Source organism: Bacillus altaicus, assembly GCF_042136375.2.
Taxonomy (GTDB): Bacteria; Bacillota; Bacilli; order Bacillales; family Bacillaceae_G; genus Bacillus_A; species Bacillus_A cereus_U.
Genome location: NZ_CM143394.1, coordinates 3620325 through 3633499 on the forward strand (window position 1 = coordinate 3620325; position 13175 = coordinate 3633499).

A 13175-nucleotide genomic window follows, 5' to 3' on the forward strand; every position below is an offset into this window, starting at 1 on the left:
TACTTATACCTCCTCTTCTACTGCTACTATCAATTCTGGATAGGCAATAGTATCACTATTTGATTTCACTTCTGTATTTCTTACTTTTTCAGCTATTTTTCTAATTGTTTTTTCTGTTAATATCGTACTTAGCGGAACTCTAACTTTAAACTTTTCTTCTAATGCATTTACCAATTTAGTCGCTTTTAATGAGTGTCCTCCTAGTTCAAAGAAACTATCATCTATACCAATCACTTCAAATTCTAAAATCTCTTTGAAAATTCCCATGATACCTTCCTCTACATTATCTCTAGGCGCAACAAAATCTTCTCTATCCGTAATTTGTGGATCTGGAAAAGATTTTCTATCTAATTTACCGTTTTTTGTCAATGGGAAATTATCTAATTGCATGATATACGTCGGAATCATGTATTCCGGTAAATTTCCCCTTAATTTCTCTTTAATATATTTAATATCGATAGATTCACTACTTATTACATAGCCACATAAATATTTATCGCCATTGTTTTCTTTAATTATAACAACGGCATCACTGATTCCTTCTACATCCCTAATTCTTTCTTCAATCTCTCCCAATTCAATTCTAAACCCTCTAATTTTAACTTGTTCATCTATTCTACCTAAATATTCAATATTCCCATCTTCATTCCAACGAGCTAAATCTCCAGTTCGATAGATTCTCTCATTTGGTCTGTAAGGATCAACTACAAATTTTTCAGCTGTCAGTTCTGCTCTGTTTAAGTACCCTCTAGAAACACCTGAACCACCAATACATAATTCTCCCGGCATACCAATTCCACATATACTCTTGTTATTCAAAATATATATTTGAGTATTGGCAATTGGCTTTCCTATCGGAATTATTTCTCTATTATCTTTCCCGTTAAATCGATATGAAGTAGCTACAACCGTAGCTTCAGTTGGACCATATAAATTGTTTATATTGTCTATACTTGCCCCTGTTATCTCCTCATACTTCGCTATCAGATCACTAGTAAGTGGTTCAGCTCCTAAATATAGTCTTTCAAACTGCTTTAATTCATCCGCTTTTCCATTTTTTTCTGCATGTTCCAACAACATTCTGAACATTGATGGTACTAACAGAGCTTGCTTTTTCTCTAAAAGAGTTAATAACTCTCTAGGTTCTTTGTTTTGTATTTCAGAAATAATTAACAGTTTTCCTCCTGACAAAGTTACAGGGAAAATTTCCCAAACTGAACCATCGAAGATATAGTTTAAATTTTGAAGAACAACCGTATCTTCTCCATACTTCCCTTCATCGATTTGCCAATTAGATAGATTCATTACATTCCTATTTTCAACCATTACACCTTTCGGTGTTCCTGTTGTACCAGAAGTATAAATGACATATGCCAAACTATCTGGTTGAGAGATATGAACTGGGTTTATCTGATCCTCTTCACAATTTGTAAGATTAACAAGTATAGTTGAAGCATCTATATGATCTACTATACTTTGATTACCTTCACCCACTAACAATACTTTTGCCTTACTATCATTCAACATAAAATTAATTCTCTCTACCGGATATTCTGAATCAATTGGTAAATACGCCCCACCTGCTTTTAGTACACCATAAATCCCAACAATCATTTCTAGCGAACGCTTTGTTACAATTCCGACAATGGATTCTGTATGTATTCCCTTGTCTCTTAAATTTTTCCCAATGGTGTTTGCTTTTGCATTCAATTGTCTATAGGTAAGGCTCTCCCCTTCATATTCTACAGCTATTTTATCTGGAGTTTTTTCCACCTGTTCCTCAAATCTTTCAATAATCGTCTTATCGTTTTGATATTCAATATGTGTCCTATTGAATTCATAAATAACTTTTTCTTTTTCTGTATCTGTTAATAATTCAATTTCACACAGTTTCTTTTGTGGGTCTTTCAAAACATTTTTCAATAATTGGACAAATTGTTCATTCATACGAGCAATTGTTTTTTCTTTAAATAAGTCCGTACAATACTCCCAATTCAACTCATATCCATCTTCAATACCTTCAATGTTCATTGTTAAGTCAAACTTTGATACATTATTTGGTGTTGGCAATAAAACAACATCAGCTTCTCCAAATGTTATCTTTTCATTCTCATTATTTTGAAATGCAAACATGACATCAAAAATTGGATTTCGAGAAGGATCCCCTTCAACACTAAGTTGATCTACTAACTCTTCAAATGGATATTCTTGATTATCAAACGCATTTAAGCATTTTTCTCGTAATTGTGCCACCAAATCTATAAATCTTTGTGAAGATTGTATATTCCCTTTAATCGCCAAAGTATTTACAAACATACCCATCATATCAATTGTATCCGAGTGAGTTCTTCCAGATATAGGACTTCCCACAACAATCTCTTCTTGTCTGCTATATCTACTTAGCAATAACATGAAGGTTGACAACAATACCATATATTCTGTTGCCCCTGTTTCTTTTTCTAACTGTTTTATAGCATTCTTATATTTTAGTCCTAATTTAGTTATAATATTTTGTCCTTTAAAACTTTTCTTCTGAGTTCTTGGATTATCTGTAATTAAATCAAGTACCGGTATTTCTTCTGCGAATTCATTTAACCAATAATTCTTTTGTCCAAACAATTCCCTATTATTTTCCCATACACTATAGTCTTTATATTGAATTTCTGGAGTTGCTAAATATTTCCCTTCATAGAACTTCGATAAATCTCCCAATAGAGTCTTCTTTGAAACTCCATCACAAATAATATGATGAATATCAATTATTAAAATTGATTTATTTTCTGTAATCTGTACAACTTTTGCTCTTAATAATGGCGATTCACTTAAGTTAAATGGTTCTACAAATTCATTTAATAATTGCTGAATATCTAGTTCCTTATTTATCACTTCAAACTCTAACAAAAATTCAATACTGTCAGTTATTTTTTGAATTGGTGTTCCATTTTCCATAATAAAATGAGTTCTTAAAATATCATGACGTTGTATCAACTTTTGAAATGCCTTTTCCAACCTATTCAAATCAAGGTAACCATTCACTTCTAAAATTTGAGGGGTATTATAAATAATATTTTCCCCTTGCATTTGATCAATGATGTACAGTCTTTTTTGAGCTGAAGTCAGTTCAAAACTATGACGATCTACTTGCTTTTCAATTGGCGAATATAGTTTATAGCCATCCACCTCTTTAATTTCTTCAGCTAAATTCCGAACAGTTTTTAATTCCATTACTTTACGTAATGGAATTCTCATTCCAAATTTTCGTTCTATACTATTCACTAAAACTGTCGCTTTTAATGAATGCCCACCTAATTCGAAGAAATCATTATCTATTCCAACTTGTTCTATATGCAAAATTTCTTTATACATTTCTATAATAGCTGATTCAATTTTATTTCTTGGCGCGACGTAACTTTCTGCTAATACAAATTCAGGGCATGGCAACGCCTTCTTATCCAACTTCCCATTTCTAGTAATTGGAAGCTTATCTATCTGCATAATGTATGTGGGTACCATATAATCAGGTAACATACTTTTAAGTTTCATTTTAACTTCAGAAACATTCCATTCTGCTTTACACACTAAATAACCACACAAATATTTTTCATCATTATTTTCTTTCACAACTACAACAGCATCTTGGATTCCTGGTAGAGTTCTTATTTTCTCCTCAATCTCTCCAAGTTCAATTCTAAATCCTCTAATCTTAACTTGATCATCAATTCTACCTAAATATTCAATATTACCATCATCTAGCCAACAAGCTAAATCTCCAGTACGATAAATTTTCTCTCCTAGTTTATACAGATTTTCTACAAATTTTTCAGCAGTTAACATAGGATTATTTAAATAACCTCTCGATACACCTGCTCCCGCTATACATAATTCGCCTGGCACTCCAATTCCACATAAGGTATTTCCATTCATTATATAAACTTGTGTATTAGATATTGGCTTTCCAATTGGAACTTTATCTATATTTGCCTGATTACTAAAATGATAAGAAGTTGCAGTAACTGTAGTTTCTGTAGGTCCATATAAATTACATAAGTTACCAAATCTTCCCCCCATCAATTCTCTTAACCTTTCCAATAAATCTTTTGATATTGGCTCTGCAGCTAAATATAATTTATTAATTAATTGAAATACCTCAGCTTGATCATGGTCCTCTATATATTCTAATATCATCCTCAACATTGATGGTGTGAGAGCTATCTGATTATGAGGTAAAAGCTTTATAAGTTCCCCTGGATCCTTATTTTGATCCTCATTAAGTATGCTCAGTTTACATCCAGCTACTGAACAAGGGAAAATTTCCCAAGCTGAACCATCGAAGAAAAATGCTGTTTTCTGAACAATAACTGATTTTTCAGTGTAATTACCGTTCTCTATTTGCCAAAATACTTGATTGACAATATTTCTATTTTCAATCATTACTCCTTTAGGCATACCTGTAGTCCCAGACGTATAAATTACATACGCTAAATGATTCGGTTTTGATATCACCTTTAAGTTACTTTCTCTTTCTTCATTACATTCTGTAATATCAACAATCACAATATCAGATAAACCATTTAACAAGTCCTTACTACCAGGACCACCTAACATTATTTTAATATTAGAATCTTTAATTATAAATTCCATTCTGTTTCTTGGACTCTTTGGATCAATTGGTAAATATGCTGCTCCAGATTTTAAAATTCCATATATTCCGATAATCATTTCCAGAGATCTTTCTGAAGTTATTCCCACAACAGAGTCTGGTTTCACCCCTGTTTTTCTCAACACCTCTCCTAAATAATTAGCTTTAGAATTAAGTTCTCTATAAGTAAGAGATATTTGTCCAAATTCTAATGCTATATTATCAGGCGTTCTCTCCACTTGCTCTTCGAATAACTCAATAATCGTTTTATCTTGAGGGTACGTAACCTCTGTATCATTAAATTCAATTAGTACTTTTTGTCGCTCTTCCTCACTCAACAACTCAAATTCACATAGTTCCTTTTGTGGATTTTTCAAAGTATTAGTCAATAACTGTGAAAAATGTTGGCTCATACGTTCAATCGTTTCATCTTTAAATAAATCCGTGCTATATTCCCAAATGAGCTCATACCCATCTTCACTTTCCGTCATACTAACTGTTAAATCAAATTTTGCCGTGTTATTATCCATTTCTATTGCTTTTGCTTTTTGTTTTCCAAATGTTAGCTCGGTAGATTCATTATTTTGCAACACAAACATAACATCAAAAATAGGGTTTCTTGATGCATCTCTTTCGACCCTTATATTCTCTACTAATTCTTCAAATGGATAATCTTGATTTTCAAGTGCTCTTAAACATTTTTCTTTGAGTTGTTGTATTAACTCAATATATTTCATATCAGGATGTAATTTTCCTTTAATAGCCAATGTATTTACGAACATCCCTAATATATCTTGAGTATCTACATGAGTCCTTCCAGCTACTGGACTACCTATTACAATTTCTTCTTGTCGACTATACCGGTTAAGTAACAACATAAAAGTAGACAATACAATCATATATTCCGTAGCACCTGTTTTTACTTGAACGCCTCTTACTAATTCTTTTATATGTTTGCTTAGTTTTGTAATAGCTCTTTTCCCAGAATAACTTTGATACTGCGGCCTTGGAAAATCAGTTTTCAAATTAAGTAAAGGTATTTCATCAGAAAATTCATTTAACCAATATTGCTTTTGCTCATTTAAATCTCTAGCATTCTCCCATACACTATAGTCCTTATACTGAATATTAAGTTCTAATAATTTTTTTCCGTTATAAAAGTTAGCTAAATCATTTAATAATATTTGAGCTGATCCCTCATCATAAATAATATGATGGATATCAATTAATAGAATGCTTTCATTGTTTTCAGTTTCAATAACCATCGCTCTCATCAAAGGTGCCTTTTTTAAATCAAAAGGCTTGATAAACTTCTTATAAACATTTAATATTTCTGTACTTTTTTCCTCTATATGACTAAAATCGATTTCTACTCGATCTTCTACAACCTGAATAAATTTGTTATTTATCTGCTCAAAATGCGTTCTTAATAATTCGTGCCGTTCTGTAAGTTTAGTTAACGCATTATATAGCTGCTTAGTATTAATCTTCTCATCAAATTTAATCATTAGTGGAATATTATATGTAATATTCGGTTCTTGCATCTGATCAATTACATACAACCTTTTTTGCGCTGAACTCATTTCATAGTAATTTTTTCTAGGTTGTTTTTTAATCGGTACATGCTGTCCTCGATTTGCATCCCTCTTTACTTCTTCGCTTAGCTTTTGCACTGTACTATTTTCTAAAATTTTTCGTAGAGGAATCCGTGTCCCATACTTTTGTTCAAGCATATTCACAAGTCTTATCGCTCTTAGAGAATGCCCTCCCAGTTCAAAGAAACTGTCATCAATTCCCACTCGATTTACCCTTAAGATTTCTTGAAATATCTCTGAAATATATCGTTCCGTTTCATCTCTTGGTGCAACATATTTCTCATAAGAAATATTTTGGGGATTTGGTAGGGCATTCTTATCCAATTTCCCATTTCTTGTTACCGGCAAACTTTCCATTTGGATAATATATGTTGGAATCATATATTCTGGTAAATTTTTTTCTAATTGAACTTTTACTTGCTTCACATTCATCTTTCTGTCAGCAACTATATAACCACATAAATATTTTTCGCTATCTAGTTCTTTCAGTACAACTGCAGCATTTTGAATACCTTCAATTTCTCTTATTTTTGTTTTTATTTCCCCAAGCTCTATTCGGTATCCCCTTACTTTTACTTGATCATCAATTCTACCTAAGTATTCAATATCTCCACTTTCTAACCAGCGACCTAAGTCACCTGTTCTATATACTGTATCTCCAGGTTTAAACGGATTCTCTACAAATTTTTCCGCTGTAAGCTGAGGTTTATTTAAATAACCTCTCGTTACTCCTTCACCACCAATATATATTTCACCAACCATCCCAACACCACAAAGGTGTTCGTTATTCATAATATATATTTGGGTGTTTGCGATAGGCTTTCCTATATGAATTCCTTTTTGTTTCTCATTTATCGGAACCATATGTGAAGTAGCAAATACTGTCGTTTCAGTTGGACCGTATGAATTTACAAGATTTGCGCCAACACAATAGTTTTCATTATATTTATTTGCTAGTTCTACAGGAAGCGCCTCACCTGATAACTGTATTCTTTTTAGTGAAGTCAATTTATTCACATCTGTATAAAAAAGGAATTCTTCTAATACTGATGGTACAAAGGATAATCTCGTAACATTATGCTTCTTGATTTTCTCTGCAATTTTTTGAAAATCTCTCTCATCCTCTTTAGGCAAAAGAAATAATTTTGCACCTCTTATACACCATAAGAACATTTCCCAAATCGATAAATCAAATGCATATGTTGTTTTTTGCATAATTACTTCTGTTTCTTTAAAGTCATCTTTAAGCATCCAATAAATTAAATTCATTAAATTCCTGTTTTCGACCATAACCCCTTTAGGATTCCCAGTAGTACCTGATGTATATATGACGTAAGCCAAATGATTTTGTTTTGATATATGTTCTAGATTCGTTGCTATCTCTTCCTTACAACCAATTAAGTCGATAATAGCTACATTGTTAATAATATTATTAATTACATTGTCAGCACCCTGCCCTGATAACAAAATATCTGTACCACTATCTTCAAGAATATAATTTATCCTATCAATTGGTTGAGAAGGATCTATAGGTAAATAAGCACCTCCAGCTTTTAAGACTGCAAAAATCCCCAAGATCATTTCAATCGATCTATCTGTTATTATAGCTACAATCTTATCAGGTCCTACCCCCTTCTCTCTCAGTAACTTACCTAAATAGTTAGTTCTAGCGTTGAACTGTTGATAAGTTAGTTCTTGTCCTGCAAATTCTATAGCAATAGCATTAGGGTTTTTATTTACTTGCTCCTCAAACAATTCAATGACTGTTTTATTGTTTGGATATTCAGAATACGTTTCATTATATTCTATTAAAACTTGTTGTTTTTCTAATTCATGTAATATTTCTATATCTTTTAGTAAGATTGCTTGCCTTGACATAACTTGTTTACATATCATTTCTATTCTATTATGTAAAAGCTTTAGCATCATACTACTAATAGAATCTGTATCAAAATTATAAACTATCTCCAGTTTACCCTCTGTTTGCTGCAAACCAATTTCTAATTGAAAGCTCCCTTTGTTGACTGAATTTCTGTTTTTTTCTAACTGGTATAAAACTACACCTAAAAAATCATCATATTCAAAATTCCCAAAATTCAAATCAGTTAATTTTGTAGAAGATTTATCCTTTTTGCTATTAATTAAATCTATAATTGTTTGCTCCATATTTATCTCGTAACTTTTATAATTAAATGAATTCTCAATATCAAAGTTACCTATGGTTACAATATCGTTCCCCATCGACTTACCAGTTTGAAAAGCCCATAATGCAGAAAAAAATTGTAGTAGTTTAACATTATTTTTATCACAAAAATTTACAATTGATTGATACACATGTTCATCAAATAAAAAAGTTTCTATTGCTTTCTCTCTAGAATTATCAGCTTTTTGAAATTTGACATCCGCATTATTTTTCAGCATATTCTCCCACCTAAAATTAAATAATATTTGTTTATAAGTACTTAAGTTCCATTAATAACGTATCATTTATTTCTTTTGCCAATTCTTTTATATGAGTATTAATAAAGAAATGATTCCCCTTCATTTTTTTATAATTACAAAATCTTGCAGTATACTTTGTCCATTTAAAAATATTATCATTTACATTATCTTCCTCAGAATAAATAATTGATATGTTAGACAAACATTTTTCTTCTTTTTTAGTGTATTTATATTCTTTATATAGTTTAAAATCAACTTCAAAATTTTCCATACACAAATCTAATAGTTCTTTATCTTCTACCAAAAAATCATAACCCTCTAGACTTCTTATATTTTCAACTACTCTATCAGATGACATATTAGATACTTTTAAATTATTATCTTTTTCTTCCGGAGGACCATTTGCTACAAAATAAAGATGAAGTGGCTTTCTCCCTGTACGCTTAAGTATTTCATAGTAAACTTCAAAAGCTACTAAACTTCCCATACTATAACCTAAAATAGAAAACTGATCATCATCCAAATAATCAATTATCTTACTTGCTATATCGTCTACCATATTTTTGAAACTTGCATAATAATTTTCTGAAATACGTTCTCCATGCCCTGAATATTCAATTGGGATTACATCTACTATTTTATGCATATATCCTTTTAGTTGATAATACATAGATGCTGATCCACCTGCATATGGCAGACAAAACAACTTAATTTTTTCCATACTCTCCCCCCTTTTTCTTTGTTAATTTACAACTCTTATATCTCCTAAATTTGCTTTTAAATTGAATTGATAAAGTTGCTCTCCTGATAATATAGCCTTTACTGCACACTTTCTAATCCCACTTTTATTTATTTGTACATTTGCCCTGGGTGGAATCTTAATATAAGCCCCTGCTGCACCAGGTGAACAATTCAAATCCCCACCTACTTCGGCCATCTCTAGTTTAATTTTCCCTGAAATAGACTGTACATTAGTATGTCGGATTTTTCTTAATAATTGAATATCTGCTGGACGACTGCCAACCTTTAAATCTAAAGAATCACATAAGACATCTTTTACATTCAACTTTGCAGCCTTCGTTTTAGCTTCTATTTTTTCACCTCGCAGTCCCTCAAGGGTCAGTTCACCAATATCTTGATTAATAATTAGATAATCGATCATATCCTCTGGAATACCTATGTCTAAATAAACTGATTTAGGAAATCCAACCATAAGAATTGGAGTAAAGCGAACTTTTTGTTTTAAAATTAAACAATTCGATAGTTGATTTATTTCCATTCCCTTACAATGCCGTCCTAACGATCCATTTATAACTAATTTTGTTCCTTTTATTGCATGACAAAAAATAATTCCTCCTTTAATATGAATCTCTATTTTACGTCTCCCATTCAATTCAACTATTTCCTGGTAATTATCCATTAGTTTCCCTCCTCAATTAATCTATTTCCATCCGATTTACTCTCTGCATCAATTCAAGAGAAACTAAGATTCCAATAGCAGCAATTATTACTAATATAATGACACCTAACATAGGATTATCATAACCAGATGCCACAGTATTCCCTAAAAGTGCAATTAATCCGAAAGAAGAAATAATTGTAATAGGAACTGATTTTTTAATAAAACCTATTCTCATAGCAATAAGGGCTACCATACTTGTTATAAAAGCAGTAATTACAATCATTAACAATGTAGAAAAAATATCTTGCTGTGAAAGAGTGTCTGGAACAATAGGAGAAATTTTTTCTGTTAAACTAAAAATAATGATAGGTATAGCAGTGCAAATAATCATAGACACCGTAGTAAAACCAAGTACAATAAGTAACTTTGCAAGTAAAACTTTCTTTCGATTAACAGGATAAGAAAATAACACTGTCATTTGTTTACCTTTATATTCCTCAATAATAAAGCGAGTATACATTACAGATGATATACATGAAAAAACAATCATCCCCATTAAAGTAGTAAATTTATAGATATTAGTATAATTCTGAAATTGAACTTCATTTGTTTGTTGTGCAACAAACGCAACAAAATAGATAAACGCAAGTAAACCAATACTAGAAATAACACTCGTCAAAATAAACGTATTTATTTTATTTTTTCTAATTTCAAGTTGTATTATATTAAACACATACTTTTCCTCCCGACATAATTTTAAAGAAATACTCTTCTAATCCTTTCGGGGATTTTTTCTTTATTTCTTCCAGAAGTGCTTCTTCTACAATCACTCCATTTATAATGACTCCAATTGAATCTACAATATGTTCAAGTTCACTAAGAATATGGCTTGAAATAAGAATGGTCATCCCGTAATTTTTAGATAAATTTTTAAATAACACCCTCATTTCTTGAATTCCAAGTGGATCTAGTCCATTTACTGGCTCATCCAAAATTAAAAGCTTAGGTTTATGAATGAACGAACGTGCTATTGCTAATCTTTGTCGCATTCCTAATGAAAATTTAGAAACTGGTTGCTCGCCTGTTTGAGTAAGACCTACCATTTCTAAGGATTTGGAAATTTCAAATCCTTCAACATTCATATATGCTAAATGCAATTTTAAATTCTCAGTTGCTGATAAATGCTCATAAAATACTGGGACTTCAATTAAAGTCCCTATATTTTTTAATATCAAATCGCGCTTTTCCATTATATCCATTCCAAAAATTTCAACCTTCCCAGATGTAGGAACCAATAATCCTGATAAAATTTTAAACACTGTTGTTTTCCCTGCACCATTTGCACCTAAGAATCCATAAATAGTATTGGCTTTCACCGTCATTGTGCTTCCTTTAATGACCTCTGAACAATCAAATGTTTTTACCAATTTATCTATTTTTACCGCAATACTATTCATCTATATCACCACTTTCTACATTCGGATAATTCTCCATAAGTGATTCTATTAATTTGTCACTCACAATATCAACCCCTAGTTGCCTCATCATATATTGCATAAAGATCAGCCGTCTAATTGTTTCTGTTTTTTTACGATTAAATAGAACTGGATTCGTCCAAATATTTATCAAAAACATAAAAACTTCTGCACATTCATTAGGATATTCAGTTTCAATTGATCCATCAGCTATTCCTTGCTCTATAATTTCCCTGAAAATTAACGCTTCTTTTGTTACACCTTTTTTTATTCTTTGAATAACAAACTGCGGATTTTTAATTTGGACATTTAGAACACTATCAATCGTATGAATATTCTTATCTGATGTAAGTATCTCTAAGATTTTTATCAGCTTATCCCTACTATTTACTGAATCAACACTGTTAGCTAGTTGCTCCAACATCTCGTAAGTATAATTTAAATGTCGTTCTATGACTGCATCTAATATATCTTCTTTCGACTTAAAATGATGAAAAATAGCACCACGTGACATTCCAATAGAATCAACAATATCTTGTATACTCGTTTTATCAAATCCTTTCTCACTAAACAGCGTTGCTGACACCGTTAATATTTTTTCAATTGTTTGCTTTGAATCTTTAATTTTCATTTACACACCTTCTTCTAATCTAAACATACAGGATGTCGGTATGTTTAGATTAGCATTACAATATTTGGATGTCAATAGATTAAAATATGAAACTTTTAAATTTTCCGAAAACAACTTCTTTTTCACTTGAATCCATTTCATAATGGTTTCTTTTCCTCAGTTGGATGGGTAGAATTTTAAAGGTAAGTTTTTTTAAAATACTAAGCGGCTTGATTCATTTCTTTTATTTTTTGATTGATTCGATCTACAGCCAATTTCGGAGCATTATAAACAAGCGTCACAAAATCGAAATGGATTTTTGATCGCTTTTCTGTTCGGTATCGGACATTTTTTAACTGAAAGAATTCTTTTAGGTATGCGTTGACGAATTCGACGGCGCTTCTGTGATTGTAAAGCTTTTTCCATGTTTCTGGTCCACGACCTGGGGCGTTTTGTAGATCTTTTGACATAGAGAATCATGAGCGAGTGGACAGGTCTTACATTCATTTGGTTTCGTGTATTTCAGGGTTTGATATGTTTCATCAAAGCTGTCATATCGAAACAAATGCTCCCGAACACAAGTGGGAGCGAAGCGCTCATCAAACCCAAGGAACTCTCCTTCGTTTCGCTTGTTATAGATAATGATCGCTTTGGCTTTCATACGATGAAGTTGTGTATAAATTGCTTTGTAATCGTAACCCGCATCCAATGTACCATATTAAATTGTCAATGAAGAAAGCCGTTCTTAGATGCCCTTTAATAAAGTGAAGTGCATCCCAATCGTTAGACATGTTCTAATAATTGGGGTGCATTTTTTATGGATAAATTTTCTTCAACAGAAAAAATCCAGGCGGTAAAACGATATTTAGATGGTACAGAAAGTGGGAAAACAATTGCTAAATCTATAGGAGTTACTCCTGTTGTACTATATGAGTGGATTAGACGATATGAATCTTCAGGTAAAAAGGCCTTTGAACGTGCAACAGATCAGAATAAACTCCTCATTCATTCT

The 13175-nt window shown here is 31.5% G+C and carries 6 protein-coding genes and 2 pseudogenes; 1 reads left to right on the forward strand and 7 read right to left on the reverse strand.

Going from position 1 to position 13175, the window contains the following annotated elements; translation table 11 throughout:
- Positions 1 to 3: 3 nt before the first annotated feature.
- The 7 genes and pseudogenes from ACE38F_RS18725 to ACE38F_RS18755 form a co-directional block, all read right to left on the reverse strand.
- Positions 4 to 8655 carry an amino acid adenylation domain-containing protein gene (locus tag ACE38F_RS18725; RefSeq protein ID WP_375369643.1) on the reverse strand — a complete coding sequence of 2884 codons (8652 nt, stop codon included), beginning with the start codon at positions 8653 to 8655 and terminating at the stop codon, positions 4 to 6.
- Positions 8656 to 8686: 31 nt separating this feature from the next.
- Complete coding sequence (locus ACE38F_RS18730; RefSeq protein WP_375369644.1) at positions 8687 to 9397, reverse strand: thioesterase II family protein; 711 nt, start codon at positions 9395 to 9397, stop codon at positions 8687 to 8689.
- Between the two features lie 21 nt (positions 9398 to 9418).
- The gene (locus ACE38F_RS18735) at positions 9419 to 10096 is read right to left on the reverse strand and encodes a DUF4097 family beta strand repeat-containing protein (RefSeq protein WP_375369645.1); all 678 of its coding nucleotides are present in this window, start codon (positions 10094 to 10096) and stop codon (positions 9419 to 9421) included.
- A gap of 16 nt (positions 10097 to 10112) precedes the next feature.
- Complete coding sequence (locus ACE38F_RS18740; RefSeq protein ID WP_375369646.1) at positions 10113 to 10811, reverse strand: ABC transporter permease; 699 nt, start codon at positions 10809 to 10811, stop codon at positions 10113 to 10115.
- Positions 10804 to 11535 carry an ABC transporter ATP-binding protein gene (locus ACE38F_RS18745; protein ID WP_375369648.1) on the reverse strand — a complete coding sequence of 244 codons (732 nt, stop codon included), beginning with the start codon at positions 11533 to 11535 and terminating at the stop codon, positions 10804 to 10806. Before ACE38F_RS18745 ends, ACE38F_RS18740 begins: the two co-directional genes overlap by 8 nt.
- Positions 11528 to 12184, reverse strand: a complete 657-nt coding sequence (locus ACE38F_RS18750) for a TetR/AcrR family transcriptional regulator (protein WP_215555998.1) — start codon at positions 12182 to 12184, stop codon at positions 11528 to 11530. The genes ACE38F_RS18745 and ACE38F_RS18750 overlap by 8 nt, the downstream gene beginning before the upstream one ends.
- Positions 12185 to 12384: 200 nt before the next feature.
- Positions 12385 to 12881 (reverse strand): annotated as a pseudogene (locus ACE38F_RS18755) (transposase); the annotation flags it as partial.
- Positions 12882 to 12980: 99 nt separating this feature from the next.
- On the opposite strand from ACE38F_RS18755, the pseudogene ACE38F_RS18760 reads away from it, so the two are divergent.
- Positions 12981 to 13142 (forward strand): annotated as a pseudogene (locus ACE38F_RS18760) (transposase); the annotation flags it as partial.
- Positions 13143 to 13175: the final 33 nt, after the last annotated feature.

Coding starts and splice junctions, on each gene's coding strand:
- ACE38F_RS18745 (WP_375369648.1), bottom strand. CDS start 11,535: ATGAATAGTATTGCGGTAAAAATAGATAAATTGGTAAAAACATTTGAT.
- ACE38F_RS18730 (WP_375369644.1), bottom strand. CDS start 9,397: ATGGAAAAAATTAAGTTGTTTTGTCTGCCATATGCAGGTGGATCAGCA.
- ACE38F_RS18725 (WP_375369643.1), bottom strand. CDS start 8,655: ATGCTGAAAAATAATGCGGATGTCAAATTTCAAAAAGCTGATAATTCT.
- ACE38F_RS18750 (WP_215555998.1), bottom strand. CDS start 12,184: ATGAAAATTAAAGATTCAAAGCAAACAATTGAAAAAATATTAACGGTG.
- ACE38F_RS18735 (WP_375369645.1), bottom strand. CDS start 10,096: ATGGATAATTACCAGGAAATAGTTGAATTGAATGGGAGACGTAAAATA.